15 protein-coding genes and 1 pseudogene are annotated in these 14,631 nt (G+C 59.2%); 6 read left to right on the plus strand and 10 right to left on the minus strand.

From position 1 onward, the window contains the following. Window positions 1–32: 32 nt before the first annotated feature. A complete protein-coding gene (locus ACA072_RS22010; RefSeq protein WP_497620560.1) occupies window positions 33–695 on the minus strand; it encodes a LysE family translocator in 663 nt (220 codons plus the stop codon). A 139-nt stretch (window positions 696–834) separates the two neighbouring features. Between ACA072_RS22010 and alaC the strand changes: the two genes are divergently transcribed. Further along, window positions 835–2,052 (plus strand): alanine transaminase, encoded by a 1,218-nt coding sequence (gene alaC, locus ACA072_RS22015; RefSeq protein ID WP_497620561.1) that lies wholly within the window; start codon window positions 835–837, stop codon window positions 2,050–2,052. Between the two features lie 167 nt (window positions 2,053–2,219). Here the strand turns inward: alaC and ACA072_RS22020 are convergent, their stop codons facing one another. Then, a complete protein-coding gene (locus ACA072_RS22020) occupies window positions 2,220–3,572 on the minus strand; it encodes a GntP family permease (protein ID WP_077748681.1) in 1,353 nt (450 codons plus the stop codon). Window positions 3,573–3,654: 82 nt separating this feature from the next. After that, window positions 3,655–4,188 carry a gluconokinase gene (locus tag ACA072_RS22025; protein ID WP_497620562.1) on the minus strand — a complete coding sequence of 178 codons (534 nt, stop codon included), beginning with the start codon at window positions 4,186–4,188 and terminating at the stop codon, window positions 3,655–3,657. Window positions 4,189–4,403: 215 nt separating this feature from the next. Between ACA072_RS22025 and gntR the strand changes: the two genes are divergently transcribed. Continuing rightward, on the plus strand, window positions 4,404–5,435 hold the full coding sequence (gene gntR, locus ACA072_RS22030; RefSeq protein WP_497620563.1) for an HTH-type transcriptional regulator GntR: 1,032 nt from the start codon (window positions 4,404–4,406) through the stop codon (window positions 5,433–5,435). A 134-nt stretch (window positions 5,436–5,569) separates the two neighbouring features. Here the strand turns inward: gntR and ACA072_RS22035 are convergent, their stop codons facing one another. Further along, window positions 5,570–6,442 carry a LysR family transcriptional regulator gene (locus ACA072_RS22035; RefSeq protein ID WP_497620564.1) on the minus strand — a complete coding sequence of 291 codons (873 nt, stop codon included), beginning with the start codon at window positions 6,440–6,442 and terminating at the stop codon, window positions 5,570–5,572. A gap of 121 nt (window positions 6,443–6,563) precedes the next feature. Here ACA072_RS22035 and ACA072_RS22040 point away from each other — a divergent pair, with 121 nt between their 5' ends. The 3 genes from ACA072_RS22040 to ACA072_RS22050 all read left to right on the plus strand — a co-directional run bounded on the left by ACA072_RS22040 (window position 6,564) and on the right by ACA072_RS22050 (window position 8,398). Beyond that, window positions 6,564–6,995, plus strand: coding sequence for a PACE efflux transporter (locus ACA072_RS22040; protein WP_497620566.1), 432 nt, complete (start codon window positions 6,564–6,566; stop codon window positions 6,993–6,995). A 57-nt stretch (window positions 6,996–7,052) separates the two neighbouring features. Then, on the plus strand, window positions 7,053–7,685 hold the full coding sequence (locus ACA072_RS22045) for a glutathione S-transferase family protein (protein WP_497448532.1): 633 nt from the start codon (window positions 7,053–7,055) through the stop codon (window positions 7,683–7,685). 161 nt (window positions 7,686–7,846) lie between these two features. Beyond that, a complete protein-coding gene (locus tag ACA072_RS22050; RefSeq protein ID WP_497620568.1) occupies window positions 7,847–8,398 on the plus strand; it encodes a hypothetical protein in 552 nt (183 codons plus the stop codon). Window positions 8,399–8,569: 171 nt separating this feature from the next. Here ACA072_RS22050 and ACA072_RS22055 read toward each other — a convergent pair whose 3' ends face one another. From ACA072_RS22055 to ACA072_RS22065, 3 genes and pseudogenes are all read right to left on the minus strand, one after another. Further along, window positions 8,570–9,139 (minus strand): methyl-accepting chemotaxis protein, encoded by a 570-nt coding sequence (locus ACA072_RS22055; RefSeq protein WP_257605256.1) that lies wholly within the window; start codon window positions 9,137–9,139, stop codon window positions 8,570–8,572. Beyond that, a pseudogene (locus tag ACA072_RS22060) lies at window positions 9,113–9,889 on the minus strand (PAS domain-containing protein); the annotation flags it as partial. The gene ACA072_RS22055 and the pseudogene ACA072_RS22060, both read right to left, overlap by 27 nt. Before the next feature lie 361 nt (window positions 9,890–10,250). Continuing rightward, on the minus strand, window positions 10,251–11,147 hold the full coding sequence (locus ACA072_RS22065; RefSeq protein WP_497620569.1) for a LysR family transcriptional regulator: 897 nt from the start codon (window positions 11,145–11,147) through the stop codon (window positions 10,251–10,253). Between the two features lie 99 nt (window positions 11,148–11,246). On the opposite strand from ACA072_RS22065, the gene gstA reads away from it, so the two are divergent. Continuing rightward, window positions 11,247–11,846, plus strand: coding sequence for a glutathione transferase GstA (gene gstA, locus ACA072_RS22070; protein WP_497620570.1), 600 nt, complete (start codon window positions 11,247–11,249; stop codon window positions 11,844–11,846). 140 nt (window positions 11,847–11,986) lie between these two features. Here the strand turns inward: gstA and ACA072_RS22075 are convergent, their stop codons facing one another. The 3 genes from ACA072_RS22075 to ACA072_RS22085 form a co-directional block, all read right to left on the minus strand. Further along, window positions 11,987–13,000 carry an ABC transporter substrate-binding protein gene (locus ACA072_RS22075; protein ID WP_497620572.1) on the minus strand — a complete coding sequence of 338 codons (1,014 nt, stop codon included), beginning with the start codon at window positions 12,998–13,000 and terminating at the stop codon, window positions 11,987–11,989. Next, entirely contained in the window at window positions 12,997–13,530 is a 534-nt protein-coding gene (locus ACA072_RS22080) for a sigma-70 family RNA polymerase sigma factor (protein ID WP_497620573.1), read from the minus strand. Before ACA072_RS22080 ends, ACA072_RS22075 begins: the two co-directional genes overlap by 4 nt. 225 nt (window positions 13,531–13,755) lie before the next feature. After that, on the minus strand, window positions 13,756–14,547 hold the full coding sequence (locus ACA072_RS22085; RefSeq protein ID WP_497620574.1) for a phosphate/phosphite/phosphonate ABC transporter substrate-binding protein: 792 nt from the start codon (window positions 14,545–14,547) through the stop codon (window positions 13,756–13,758). Between the last annotated feature and the right edge of the window lie 84 nt (window positions 14,548–14,631).

The following is a 14,631-nucleotide window of genomic DNA, read 5'->3' on the forward strand; positions in this document are numbered from 1 at the left end:
GGGAGTATAGAAGCCAAACCCGATTCGCCCAATTACAGGGCGTGCAACTGCTCGACGGCGCCGGCGCCAACGAACTCGTTATAACCCGATAGGATCACGTAGACCGCGAAATAGCAGAAGATCGCCGCCGATGCCATGTAGGAGTAACGCAGCAGCTTGTCGCCCAGCAACTTGCCGCCATGGCTGGCCGCGAAGCACAGGCCGGCGGACCACAATAGGCCGGCGCAGAGAAAACCGCCGAGGAACAACGCCGAGCTGAGCGCCCCGCCACCGCCGGAACGCGCGATCAGCGTGCCGCCCACCGCCGCGAACCAGAGAATGGCGCTGGGAGACGACATGGCCAGGAAGATCCCGCGGAAAAACTCCTTCCGATGAGAGTTCTGCCCCACCTCGGCGGACTGCGCCAGCACCGCCTCATGGTGGATCGCCGAATAGATCATCTTCGCCGCGAAATAAATCAACAACACCGAACCACCGATCCACAGCACCCAGCGCACGGTTTCGTATTGCAGCAAAACGGTCATGCCCGCCAGCGCCAGCACTGCGTAAATCAGGTCGCCGACACACGTCCCCAACCCCAAGGCAAAGCCCTGAAAATAGCCGCGCTGCATGGCCAACGTGATCATCGCGATATTGGCCACGCCGATATCCAGGCACAGCGAAAGGCTCAGCAGAAAGCCGCTGGTAAATTCCATCAACCGGGTTCCTTCGGACAAATTTGTTTACATAGTCGCTGGACAGTGTGCCACACCAGCCCTTATCTTCCGCAACAGGCCACCGCAGTGGCCAGCGTCGCTCGGACGGTTCCGGGCGCTCACGTTACCGAGGCAACAAATGGCTAACCCAGGTTCGCCGCGCCGCTTTGCGCGCATAGATCGACTCCCCCCTTACGTATTCAACATCACTGCCGAGCTGAAGATGGCCGCCCGTCGTCGTGGCGAAGACATCATCGACTTCAGCATGGGCAACCCTGACGGCCCTACTCCGCCGCACATCGTCGAAAAACTGGTGACCGTCGCCCAGCGCGAAGACACCCACGGCTACTCGACGTCCAAGGGTATTCCGCGTCTGCGCCGGGCCATTTCCAACTGGTACAAGGATCGTTACGAAGTCGATATCGACCCGGAAACCGAAGCCATTGTCACCATCGGTTCCAAGGAAGGCCTGGCGCATTTGATGCTGGCCACCCTCGACCAGGGCGACACCGTGCTGGTGCCGAACCCGAGCTACCCGATTCACATCTACGGTGCCGTGATTGCCGGCGCCCAAGTGCGTTCGGTGCCACTGATTCCTGGCGTGGACTTCTTCGCTGAACTGGAAAGCGCCATTCGCGGCTCGATCCCGAAACCGAAAATGATGATCCTCGGCTTCCCGTCGAACCCCACCGCGCAGTGCGTGGAACTGGATTTCTTCGAACGGGTGATCGCCCTCGCCAAGCAGTACGACGTTTTGGTAGTACACGATCTGGCCTACGCCGACATCGTCTACGACGGCTGGAAAGCCCCGTCGATCATGCAGGTGCCGGGCGCCAAGGACATCGCGGTAGAGTTTTTCACCCTGTCCAAGAGCTACAACATGGCGGGCTGGCGCATCGGTTTCATGGTCGGCAACGCCGAACTGGTCAACGCCCTGGCGCGGATCAAGAGTTACCACGACTACGGCACATTCACCCCGCTGCAGGTCGCAGCCATTGCGGCGCTGGAAGGCGATCAGCAATGCGTCAAAGACATCGCCGAGCAATACCGGCAGCGTCGCAACGTGCTGGTCAAAGGCCTGCATGAACTGGGCTGGATGGTTGAAAATCCGAAAGCGTCGATGTACGTCTGGGCCAAGATCCCCGAAGCGTATGCACATCTGGGCTCGCTGGAATTCGCCAAGAAACTGCTCGCCGAGGCCAAGGTCTGTGTCTCGCCGGGTGTCGGGTTTGGTGAGTATGGGGATGATCACGTGCGCTTTGCGCTGATCGAAAACCAGGACCGGATTCGTCAGGCGGTGCGCGGGATTCGCGGGATGTTTCGCGCGGATGGGTTGGTCAGCAAAACCAACACCTGAGCCATTAGGTAGCCGCAAAAAAAACCGCAGCGATGCGGTTTTTTTGTACCTGATCGTTCCCACGCTCTGCGTGGGAATGCCGCAATGGACGCTCCGCGTCCACTGTGACGCGGAGCGTCACGGGATGCATTCCCACGCAGAGCGTGGGAACGATCAGTGCGGTGTGCTTAAACGAACATCGACAGCAGCAGGATAAAGCCCAGCGCAACGATGGACAGGATGGTCTCCATCGCGGTCCAGGTCTTGAAGGTTTCCGCCACGGTCATGTTGAAGTACTGCTTCACCAGCCAGAAACCCGCGTCGTTGACGTGGGACAGGATCAACGAACCGGCACCGGTCGCCAGCACCAGCAGCTCACGGTTCACACCCGGAATCATCCCCACCACCGGCACCACGATGCCCGCGCCAGTAATGGTCGCCACGGTCGCCGAACCGGTCGCGATACGAATCACCGCCGCCACCAGCCACGCCAGCAGAATGGGAGAGATCTGCGCGGCCACCGCCATGTTGCCGATGACATTGCCAACGCCGCTGGTCACCAGCATCTGTTTGAAGCCACCACCGGCACCGATGATCAAAATGATCGCGGCGGTCGGCGCGAGGCTCGCGTCCAGCCATTTGAGCATCTGGTTGGAGCTAATGCCTTGCTTGTAGCCGAAGGTATACAGCGACAGCAGCAACGCCAGCAGGAGGGCCGAGATAGGGTGGCCGATCAGGTCCATGAAGGTGCGGAAGAAGTTACCGTCCGGCAGCACCACATCGGCAAAGGTCTTGAGCAACATCAGGAAAACCGGCGACAGCACGGTGATCAACGTGATGGAGAAACTCGGGAGATCGGCAGATTCGTTTTCACGTGCCAGTTGATCCACCAGTTCCTGGTTAGGATGACCGGGGATGTATTTGGCGATGAACGTGCCGTAGATCGGACCGGCAATGATCGCTGTCGGCAGCGCAACGATCAGGCCGTAGAGAATGGTTTTACCGATGTCGGCACCGAACACGCCAATGGCCAGCAACGGACCCGGGTGCGGCGGAACCAGGCCGTGCACGGCGGACAGACCGGCCAGCAACGGGATACCGATCTTGATGATCGACACGCCGGTACGCCGGGCGACGATGAACACTAGCGGGATCAGCAGTACGAAACCGATTTCGAAGAACAGCGGAATGCCGACCAGGAACGCGGCGAACATCATCGCCCACTGCACCTTGTCCTTGCCGAACGCACGAATCAGCGTCTGGGCAATCTGATCCGCCCCGCCCGACTCGGCCATCATTTTGCCGAGCATGGTGCCCAGCGCGAGGATGATCCCGACGAAACCGAGCACCCCACCGAAGCCGTCCTGGAACGCCTTGATGATGGTGCCGATCGGCATGCCGGAGGTCAGCCCGAGAAAGGCTGCGGCGATGATCAGGGCAATGAAGGGGTGGAACTTGAACTTGGTGATCAGGACGATAAGCCCGATCACCGTGACCACTGCATCGAGCAGCAGGAACGTCTCGTGGGACATGCCAAACATTAGGGGTGTCTCCTGGTTGTTGTTGTTATTAAAGCGGGTAATTCGAAAGCCATAAGGACAGCGCTGTCTCTTCCGGCAAAAATCATGACGCGCGTTTCAGGCCATGCTCCAGCCACCAGGCATGGGCCTGTTGCGCCAGTTGCTCGACGCTGTGGTTCGAAGCGTCCAGAGCCAGGGTCAAGGGCTCACCCACGGGCGATTCAAGCGTGGCGAACTGGCTGTCGATCAAGGTCGAAGGCATGAAGTGGCCCGGCCGATGGGAGACACGATCGGCGGCGACTTCAGGGGTCAGCTCAAGGAACACGAAGCCCAGGCCCGGCAAGGCGCTGCGCAGACGTTCGCGATAAATGTGTTTGAGCGCCGAGCACGTCAGCACCGGGCGCTGGCCCTGGGCGTCAACGCGGCGCAGTTCATCGCACAGGCTGTCGAGCCAGCCGGCACGGTCGTCGTCGTTCAGGGGGATCCCCGCGCTCATCTTTTCGATATTGGCGGCAGGGTGGAAAGTGTCGCCTTCAATGGCGGTCGCGCCGCTGATTTGGCACAAGGCCTCGCTGACGCAAGTCTTGCCGCAACCGGCAACGCCCATGATGACCAGGGCGGTGATGGGATGATTCATGTAACACCTCAGCGCGCAGACAGCGCTACCTTTGCCAGTTATGACACTTGGACAAAAGCAGAAGTTGCCGACGCCTTCTTGTCATTTTTGTGGGTTGCAGCATGTTCGTTCCCAATGCCAAAAAGCGGGGATCAGGCAAACCCCGCTCACGCATTTGCAGCCGCATCGAGACAGCGCTACCTTAGTGCCTCGAATTTTGTTTGGCAAGCCGTCCGATGATCTCTCCTAAAAACGATAAAAATACGCGCACCACTGGCCGCCCTACCCTGAACGAAGTGGCACGCCTGGCCGGTGTCAGCCCGATCACCGCCTCCCGCGCCCTGCGCGGCGTCAGCACCGTGGCCACCGAACTGGTGGAAAAAGTGCAGAAAGCGGCCCTTGAACTGAACTACGTGGTCAACCCTGCCGCCCGCGCGTTAGCCTCGGCCCAGAGCCATTCAGTGGTGGTCTTGGTGCCCTCGCTGTCCAACTTGCTGTTCATCGATACGCTGGAAGCCATTCATCAGGTTTTGCGCCCCAAGGGCTTCGAAGTGCTCATCGGCAACTTCCATTACTCCCGTGATGAAGAAGAAAACCTGCTGCGCAATTACATGGCTTATCAGCCCCGTGGCTTGCTGCTCACCGGTTTCGACCGCACTGAAAGTTCGCGCCGAATGATCGAGGCGAGCAATATTCCGTGCGTGTACATGATGGAACTGGACAGCGCGGCCGGGCTCAACTGCGTGGGTTTTTCGCAACTCGCTGCAGGGGAGACGGCGGCGCAACACTTGCTGTCCCGTGGCCGTAAGCGCCTGGCCTACATCGGCGCGCAACTGGATCAACGCACCTTGCTGCGCGGCGAAGGGTTCCGCAAAGCCCTGCAAAAGGCCGGTTTGTATGACCCGGCTCTGGAAGTGCTGACGCCACGGGCGTCGTCCGTCGGTCTGGGCGGCGAGCTGTTTCTGCAACTGATGGCCAGCCACCCCGACGTGGATGCGATCTTCTTCGGCAACGACGACCTGGCCCAGGGCGCACTGCTTGAAGCCATGCGGTGCGGGATCAACATCCCCGAACGTGTAGCGATCCTCGGTTTCAACGACCTGCCCGCCTCGGCGCACATGGTGCCGCGCCTGAGCAGCATCAGCACCCCGCGCGAGGCGATCGGCCGGCGCTCGGCGGAGTTGATGTTGACGTTGCTGGCGGGGAATGCGGTGGCCAAACCGGTGCAGGACATGGGGTTTGAGTTGAAGGTACGCGAGAGTACGTAACTTGGCCTTTGATCGTTCCCACGCTCCGCGTGGGCATGCCTCAATGGACGCTCTGCGTCCGCTTCGGCAGGGACGCGGAGCGTCCCGGGCTGCATTCCCACGCAGAGCGTGGGAACGATCAGTTCACCGCGTGCTCAGCGCCCCATCAACTCGACGAACGCCAACGCCGCTTTCTGCAACGGCTGGCTCTTGAGCCACACCGCGTGCACCGGCAGCACCAGACCGTTCTCGATGTTGCTGAAACTCAGACGTTTGAGCCTTCCGGCATCGAGTAACGGCTGCACCACCGATAACGGAAAGTTGCCCCAGCCCAACCCGGCTTCAACCATTTCCAGCGCCATGGCCAAGGTGTCGGTGCGCCAACAGGATTCGGCCACCAAGGGCCGGGTTTCGCTGATAGGCAGGTCGCGGCTGGCAACGATGATTTGCCGTACGTGAACCAGATCCTCCAGAAACAAATCCTTGCCCTGAAACAACGGATTGTCCGCCGCCAGCGTGGCGATCATCCGCTCGTTGCCGACAAACTGGAAACGCTCCAGCACGTTCATGCTCAACCCGGCGAAAGCCAGGCAAACGCTGACACGACCGCTGTGGAGCATTGCCAGCACATCGTCCTGCGGCGCGCTGAGTATTTCAATCTCCAGCAGCGGATGACGCTCGGCGATGACCTTGATCGCCGCCAGCAAACGGCGTTTGTCGAGGTCCGCCACAACGCCAATCGACAATTTGCTTTCAAGCCCCAGCGACAGCTCGATCGCATGCACTTGCAGCTGTTTGAGCTGCTCGGCGATCAACCGCGCGTGCGGCACCAAAGCACTGGCCATCGCCGTCGGCACCGGTTCTCGATGGCTGCGATCGAACAACGGATAACCAAGTTCGGCCTCCAGGTTGGCAATGCCCATGCTGACCGCCGACGGCACTTTACCCAGCGCACGCGCCGCCGCGGAAAACGAGCCGCGCTCAATCACGGCCAGAAACAACTCAATGCTGTCGCTGTTGAAATTCATCCGTCGTCCTATCAATAAAACTGAAAGCTACTGACTTTTTCTGTCAGGCCTATTGAAGCTATCTTTCGTCGCCTTCGCCAGTGCTCCTGGCTTCAAGTTCGCGAGAAAGAGGCAAATTTACATGCAAGGCGTTAAACGCAAACTGGTCTACGTGTCGTTGTACGAAGTCATCGGCATGACGTTCTCGGCGCTGGGCCTGGCGCTGTTATCCGGCACATCACCGGGCAGCACCGGGCCATTGGCGGTCATCATTACCACGATCGCGGTGACCTGGAATTTCATCTACACCTCGCTGTTCGAGCGCTGGGAAAGCCGCCAGCCATCGCGCAAGCGCACCGTTAAACGGCGCATCGCCCATGCCGTAGGATTTCAACTAACCTTGATAGTGTTTCTCATCCCGCTGATCGCCTGGTGGATGAACATCAGCCTGGTGCAAGCCTTCCTGCTGGACTTGGCGCTGATCCTTTTCATCCCGTGCTACACCTTCGCGTTCAACTGGCTGTTTGATCGCACCTTTGGGTTGCCGGCCTCGGCACTGCCGGATCCGGTTTGAAAACCCCGCAAGGTCTGTCAGATTCCTGAAGCGTCGAATCGCTAACGGAGTAGCTCAATGGAACATGCACTGAAAATTCTGGGTAAAGCGTCATCCATCAACGTCAGAAAGGTCCTGTGGACCTGTGAGGAACTGGCCGTTGCCTACGAACGTGAGGACTGGGGCGGCGGTTATGCGTCCACCCACACGCCGGAGTTTCTTCGGCTCAATCCTAACGCGCTGGTGCCGGTGATCATCGATGAGGCCGGCGTGCTGTGGGAGTCCAACACGATCTGCCGTTATCTGGCCGGCAAACACCAAAACACCGATCTGTTACCCCACGATCCGGCCGCGCGTGCTCGGGTGGAACAGTGGATGGATTGGCAAGCCACCGAACTCAATGCCTCATGGAGTTACGCATTCACGGCACTGGTGCGCAAGGATCCGGAGTTCCAGGACCCGCATCACATCGCTGCCGGTGTACGCACCTGGAACCAGAAGATGGGCATCCTCGAGCATCAGCTCGCGACCACTAAAGCTTACGTCGCCGGACCCCGCTTCACCCTGGCCGATATTGTCATCGGGCTGTCAGTCAACCGCTGGCTGATGACGCCGATGGAGCGGCCCGACTACCCGGCCATCGACGAGTATTTTCAACGGCTGGCACAACGCTCGGGCTTCCTTAAGCACGGCTGCAACGGCTTGCCTTGAAGCTATGCCTTACTTGCCGCCCGGCGGCAAAGATTAACCGCAAAACGTTCACCGTCCGCCTGGCCAAAACACCATAACAAACTGATATATATAGTCTTTTTTATATAGGCATACTATTTGCTGAAAGCACTGCACCACAACCACTACAAGGTCTACTCATCATGTTGGTCAGTGCAAAACAACACATGCAAAACCTTCCCTTGCCCAAGCGGTGGGGCAAGGATCCGCTCGCCGAAACCGCTGAGGGAAGCGGCCTTCAGAGCTCGGTGATGCAAGCCCTGCAAACCAATGTTCAGGCACAGGTCCAGACATCCGCGACCCAGCAGGCCACGCAACAAGTCAGTGAGGCGAGCAAGATCAGCGACAACGTTGATGAAGCGTTCGCTAAAACCCGTGTAGCATTGCAAACCGCCGACTCATCCCGACCGCCCGCCGATGGCCAATTCAGGTCCAGTGACAGCCCGGCCTCGAACGCCTTCAAGGAATACATGAGCAAAACGCCGGAACAGCGCATCCAGGATTCCATTCTGGAAGAGATGGGTTTGACGAAAGAAGAAGTCGAGCAAATGCCGCCGGAAAAACAACAGACGATCGCTAAAGAGATCGCCGAGCGCATGGAGGACAAAATCAAACTCGCGCAGGCCGAGAAAGAAAACGGCAGCAGTGAGAAAGGCAGCAGCCAGGTGGTCGACAAGTTCCTCGCTTCGCTTTGATAGCCCTGCAACAACGTGCTTTATGTAGCAGCTGGCGCAGCCTGCGTCCGGCTGCGAAGCAGTCGTAAAATCAGAACCTGCGGTGTGTCAGGTAGTCCGTGCAAGTAGGATTTACGACTGCTGCGCAGCCGGACGCAGGCTTCGCCAGCTGCTACATAGAACGCGTCGCGGTCAGTTCAGCTGCAACGTCTCGCTGAACTGGCTGATCGCATCCACCACATGCCGCGAGCCCTGCTGAATCTCCAGAATCACCTCCCCCGCCTCATTCGCCAGTTCCACGCCAAGTCCGGTTCGGCTCAAGCTCGACTGCATGCTCGACACCGCGCTCAACGACAGATCATGGTTCTTGCGCACCACGTCGACAATCTCCAGCGTCGCCTGGCTCGTGCGTGCCGCAAGACTGCGCACTTCATCGGCCACGACGGCAAATCCTCGCCCGTGCTCCCCCGCTCGCGCGGCTTCAATGGCCGCGTTGAGCGCCAGCAAGTTGGTCTGGTCGGCAATGCCGCGGATGGTCTGCACGATGGTGCCGATGATGTCGGACTGTTTGCTGACCGCATCGATACTGAGCGCAGCTTCGTTCAGATCCCGGGAAATGTCCTGAATAATCTGCACGGTTTGCTGCACCACCTGAGAACCTTTCTGCGCGCAGGCATCGTTTTGCACTGAAGTGCTGTGAGCCGATTCCGCAGCGGTTTGCAAAGTGGTCACTTGCTGGGTGATGTCGCTGGCAAACTTCACCACTTTGTACAGCCGGCCCTTGGCGTCGAACAATGGGTTGTAGGAGGCTTCGAGGAATACGGTATGGCCGTGTTTGTCTTTGCGTTCGAAACGATGGGAGTGATATTCGCCGCGATTGAGTGAAGCCCAGAACGCTTTGTAAGGCTGCGACTCGGCTTCGGCGCGGTGGCAAAACAGGCTGTGGTGCTGACCCACCACTTCGTTGAGCGAGTAATGCATCGTCTTGAGGAAGTTTTCATTGGCTGCGATGACTTTACCTTCCGGGGTGAATTCGATCACCGCCATGGAACGGCCGATCGCGGAAAGCATGCTTTCTTCTTCGTGTTCCTTGTACACCCTGGCGGAGATGTCAGTGGCGACTTTGATCACACTTTTAACCTGGCGGTCGGGACCGAACACCGGCATGTAACTGGCTTCAAGCCAGATCTCTTTGCCTTTCTTGTTCAGCCGTAAAAAAGTGCCGCTGACCGGTTCGCCACGGGCCAGGTCCCGCCACAACTTCGCGTAAGCGTCGCTGCGGTAGTACGTTTCTTCGCAAAAGATCCGGTGATGTTTGCCGCGCACTTCGTCGGCGCTGTAACCCATGACACTGCAAAAGTTGTCGTTAGCATCGAGCACGATGCCTTCCGGGGTGAACTCGATCATCGCCATTGATCGACTCACCGCCGCCAACTTGGCGTTGGCCTCGGTCAGCGCACAACTGAATCGTTGGATTTCCAGCAGGTCAGCCTTGTGATGTAGGTTAAACATGGTCGTATCACCTTCAGCGCGTTTTTTTGATTGATGAAAGTTCTTTGGTCTTTCAACGGATCCACCACATCGTTCTATGGAACAGGCACACGCGTTCCTCCAGGGGAGGAATTGTCAGGTGATCAATGATGTTCAATCGGAGGGTCCATGTAGCAACGCTCTTATCAAGACATCCTTCTCTTGATAGCCCGGGACCGGGCCAGCCCTAACGTTTTCATAAATAACTCCCTTTACCGGCCAGCTCCTTGTTGCTCCGTGTCGGTGCCTCGGGGTGGGCACTCTTGCTGCGCCCTCTTCATATGGCGAGCGACATGATCAGCTACAAGTCAGCTTAGCCAGCCACTACAGGGACGCAAGGCCACTAGTCGGCCAGTATTGAGGACAAAATCGGTTCAGCGAGCATGTCCAGCAATGCCTGCACCACTGGCGAGGTTTTTTTGTCGGGGGCGGCCACCAGGGCGAACTCGCGATGGATTCGCGGATATACGGGCACCACGCGCAAGCCTTGGCGATTACCCGGCAAGGTCATTTCCGGCACCAGGGTGACACCAATGTTTTCGCGCACCAGCGTGAACGCGCTGCTCCATTCACGGACCTCGACTCGCACATCGCTCAACTGCAAACCGGCCTCGGCGGCGAGGCTGCGGGCATTGGTCGAGCAACCGCCCGTCGCCAGTACAAAAGGCTGTCCGGCCAACTCCGCAAGGGTCACGCCCTCCTCGTTCGAACGGCGGGCCAGCGGATGCCCGCCGGGCAGTACCGCCATCCACGCATCGCGCCCCAATCGTCCGGCATTGCGCTCGGGCGGCGGATTCAACACTACGCCGACATCGACCAGCCCGGCTGCAAGCAGGGCTTCCACTTCATCGTCGCTAACCTCCAGCGCCACCACCTGGATGCCGGGATACAAGCGATTGAACCGACGCAACAGCGGCGGGAGAAAAGTCGCCAGCACCATGGGAAAACTGGCGAGGCGGATAGTCCCGCGCTGGATGTCTCTGGCGGCATCGACGGTACTGCGAATGTTTTCCAGGGCGCCGAGCATCATGCGCGCCTGCTCGATCACCGGCAGGCCGATGGCCGTCGGCAGGGTCTGGCGATTCTCCCGGCTGAACAGCTGAACGCCAAGGGTGTCCTCGATCAACGCCAATGCCTGGCTGGCACCGGACTGGGTCATGCCGACCCGTTCGGCGGCTCGGGTAATGTTGCCGGTGTCCGCCACCGCCACCACCATTCGCCAGTGCATCAGATTCATCATGGCAGTAGCTTTCCTTATGGCAGCGCTCTGAAAGATTAATTTTACCGGGGGTGCCGCGCACTATGACACTGGCGCAAATCCCTCACCAGAGCCTTGCCGATGAAGTTGTATTACGCCCCGAATGCCTGCTCGCTGGCGCCGCACATTGTGCTGCGCGAACTGGATTTGCCCTTCGAGTTGGTACGTGTCGATAACAGGACCAAGAAAACCGAGACCGGCGCTGACTTCCTCGCGATCAACCCAAAAGGTTATGTCGCTGCCTTGCAATTGGATAACGGCGAGGTGCTGACCGAAGGACCGGCACTTCTGCAATACCTGGCGGATCTGCGACCCGAGTCGAACCTTGCACCGGCGAACGGGACGTTCGAACGGGTACGGCTGCAGGAGTGGTTGAATTTCGTCTCGACGGAGATTCATGGAGGGTTGGGTTGGCTGTTCAATTCGCAGTTTGCGGATGAGGTGAAGGTGCAGATCAAAGAGAAGCTGTTCAAGCGGTTGGCGGTGCTGAACCAGACGCTGGAGCGGCAGGATTATTTGATGGGTGATTTCAGCGTGGTTGATGCGTATTTGTTTACGGTGTTGCGCTGGACGTCTTTGTTCGCGATTGATCTGGGTCAGTGGCCGGGGTTGGAGCGGTTTCAGGCGCGGATTGATGCACGGCCTGCCGTGAAAGCGGCGTTGGCTGCGGAGTTGGTGTAGGACTTAAGACCATTCGCGAGCTAGCCCGCTCTCACAGGGGACCTCCTGTGGAACAGTACTTGTGTACACCCGAATCCACTGTGGGAGCGGGCTTGCTCGCGAATGCGGTAGTCCATACACCGCAAAATCATCCGGAAAAACTACAAACTCGCACTCACCTTGGTCGCCACCTCCCCGGGCACCCAGGCTTTCCAAATAGCCGGCTGATCGCGCAAAAACGCCTCGGCCACTTGTCGCGGTTGCTGGCGTTTCTCGCTCATCTGCCCCAGCGTCTGGTTCAGCAGATCGATCGGTAAATCGACCTTTTCAAAGAACGCCACCAGGTCCGGGTACTGCGCCTTGAACGGCGCCGAGACGCCAATCGCCAGGCTCGCCGGCATCGAACGCGTGCCTTTGGGATTTGGATTTTTAGCATCGGCCAAGGTCTTCCAGGCTTCAGCGTCGAACGGTGGCTCGTCGAGTTTCACCAGTTTGAAACGGCCCAACAGCGGCGTCGGCGACCAGTAGTAGAACAGCACCGGTTTGCCGCGGCGGATCGACGAAGCGACCTCCGCATCCAGCGCCGCGCCGGAACCGGTGCGGAAGTTGACGTAGCTGGCGGTCAGGTCATAGGCCTTGAGTTTCTGACTGTTGACGATCTCCGAGGTCCAGCCGGTCGGGCTGTTGAGGAAACGTCCGCGGCTCGGGTCTTCCGGGTCGCGGAACACGTCCTTGTAACGGGCCAGGTCGGCGACGGATTTCAGCTCCGGAGCCAGCGGTTTGATGCCGCGTTCCGGGTCGCCCTTGATCACGTATTCCGGCACCCACCAACCTTCGGTGGCACCCTTCACGGTGTCGCCCAAACCGAACACCTTGCCCTCGGCGGACGCCTTGACCCACGCCGGACTGCGCCCGGCCCACTCCTCGCCGATCACCTGAATGTCGTTCTTGGCCAACGCCGCTTCGAGGCTGACGGTGCTGCCCGGCAACGTGTCGGTCGGGTAGCCGTAACCTTTCTCGACGATCAGCCGCAGGATTTCGGTGATCAGGCTCCCGCTCTCCCAAGTGATGTCACCGAAGTGAATCGGCGCGGTTTTTTCGGCTGCCGGAACGTGAGTAGCCACCAGGCTCAGGGCCAGCAGCGAACTGCCGAGCAGGGTTTTGATCGATCTCATGCGGACCTCTGGGTCAGGGGTTGATTGGCGCTGTGCTGGGCGCACAAGGCGTGGGTGCGGGTCATGTAAACGCTGACCGAGCGTTGGGAAATGCCCAGTTCGGCGGCGATTTGCGGGTAGGTCAGGCCGTCGATGCGGGACATCAGGAAGGTCGCCCGGACTTTGCCCGGCAAGCGATCAAGCGTCTGGTCGAGGCCCTGCAATGCCCGGCTCAGTTGCACCAGCTCCTCAGGCGATTTCACGTGCTGCGTATCGATGTGCTGCAATTGATCGAGGTGCTGATGCTCCAGATCACGACGGCGCCATAGCTGATAAATCAACCGGTGGGCAATGGTGGTGAGCAAGGCGCGAGGCTCGCGGATCGGTGTCAGACTTGGGGATTCAAGCAATTGCGCGAAGGTTTCGGCGGCGATGTCTTCGACACTGAAACCGGCCCCCGAATACCGGTGCAAGCGTGCGCACAGCCAGGGGTAATGAGCGCGGAACAATCCGTCCACGTAGTTACGATGGGAGACGTCGGTGCCGGACATAGAGGCTCCAAGGGTTAGGGGTCGCTGAATGTCCGGTGATCCGGTGGCGCGATCCTAGCAAGGAGACTTATTCTTTAATAATACTTAAAACGTATTTTTATATTCTATTTGTGAATTAGACATCAAAAGCTCGCAGCCTCGTTTCACTCGACAGCTGCTACAGGAGATCGGTGTCCATCTGTAGCAGCTGTCGAGTGAAACGAGGCTGCGATCATTTCACACTACCTACCGCAATCGCCCATACCCCAACGCTTCGGCCTCCTGCTGGTAATTGAGAATGACTTGATAGTCGCTCTCGGTAGCCGGCAGCACTTCTTGCAGGCCGAGGATTTCCGCCACATCGGGCAACTCCTGCAATGAGGTGTTCATCGCCTGCCGAAGCGCTTCAACCTGTTCATCGGTCAGCGTCTCGGCCGTGATGAACGGCAAGGTCGGACTGAACGCACTTCGGGCCACGACGCGCAGGCCGGCGACCTCTTTGTCGGCATGCCGCGCCAGATAAGCGAAGGTCACACTGTCGATGGCCGCCAGGTCTGCAAGCCCCTCGCGCAGCCAGCGCAGGCTCTCGCGGTGGCTGCCGCTGATGGCGGCACTGGAAAAAAACTGCCCGTCGCGATGCAGCGGCGCCAGTCGGTGGCGCAACAGGTTCATGCCGCTGTTGGAGTCTTCGCCATTGATTACCCCGCGACTGCCGCGCAAGTCGGGCAATGTCCGCCGTGGATCATCGGCGCGGCTCAGCAGCAGGCTGCAATGGTTGCCGCCGTTGCTGTCGGGGAGTTCATAACGAGGCCGACCGATGACCCGGACTTTACCGCGCAAGGCGGTCATCAGCGGGTAGCCGCAGGTTTGGGTCAGCAGCAGATCCGGCGAGAGCCAGAGTTCGGACAGCGACAGGCCTTCGGCCCTCAAACGGGAATGGCCCAGGTGATCGAGGATGCGCGAAAGCCAGCGCTCGTTCGCCGCGCGGATCGGCTCGGGGGCGACGTACATCAGTAATTCGGCGATGTGTAGTGTCATCAAAATCTTCCATCCAACGAAATTCTCATTGTGGGAGCGGGCTTGCTCGCGAAGGGGTCCTGTCAGGCACCCAGGATGTCGACT

The organism is Pseudomonas sp. LBUM1656 (assembly GCF_059716065.1).

Coding starts and splice junctions, on each gene's coding strand:
- ACA072_RS22010 (WP_497620560.1), bottom strand. CDS start 695: ATGGAATTTACCAGCGGCTTTCTGCTGAGCCTTTCGCTGTGCCTGGAT.
- alaC (WP_497620561.1), top strand. CDS start 835: ATGGCTAACCCAGGTTCGCCGCGCCGCTTTGCGCGCATAGATCGACTC.
- ACA072_RS22020 (WP_077748681.1), bottom strand. CDS start 3,572: ATGTTTGGCATGTCCCACGAGACGTTCCTGCTGCTCGATGCAGTGGTC.
- ACA072_RS22025 (WP_497620562.1), bottom strand. CDS start 4,188: ATGAATCATCCCATCACCGCCCTGGTCATCATGGGCGTTGCCGGTTGC.
- gntR (WP_497620563.1), top strand. CDS start 4,404: ATGATCTCTCCTAAAAACGATAAAAATACGCGCACCACTGGCCGCCCT.
- ACA072_RS22035 (WP_497620564.1), bottom strand. CDS start 6,442: ATGAATTTCAACAGCGACAGCATTGAGTTGTTTCTGGCCGTGATTGAG.
- ACA072_RS22040 (WP_497620566.1), top strand. CDS start 6,564: ATGCAAGGCGTTAAACGCAAACTGGTCTACGTGTCGTTGTACGAAGTC.
- ACA072_RS22045 (WP_497448532.1), top strand. CDS start 7,053: ATGGAACATGCACTGAAAATTCTGGGTAAAGCGTCATCCATCAACGTC.
- ACA072_RS22050 (WP_497620568.1), top strand. CDS start 7,847: ATGTTGGTCAGTGCAAAACAACACATGCAAAACCTTCCCTTGCCCAAG.
- ACA072_RS22065 (WP_497620569.1), bottom strand. CDS start 11,147: ATGATGAATCTGATGCACTGGCGAATGGTGGTGGCGGTGGCGGACACC.
- gstA (WP_497620570.1), top strand. CDS start 11,247: ATGAAGTTGTATTACGCCCCGAATGCCTGCTCGCTGGCGCCGCACATT.
- ACA072_RS22075 (WP_497620572.1), bottom strand. CDS start 13,000: ATGAGATCGATCAAAACCCTGCTCGGCAGTTCGCTGCTGGCCCTGAGC.
- ACA072_RS22080 (WP_497620573.1), bottom strand. CDS start 13,530: ATGTCCGGCACCGACGTCTCCCATCGTAACTACGTGGACGGATTGTTC.
- ACA072_RS22085 (WP_497620574.1), bottom strand. CDS start 14,547: ATGACACTACACATCGCCGAATTACTGATGTACGTCGCCCCCGAGCCG.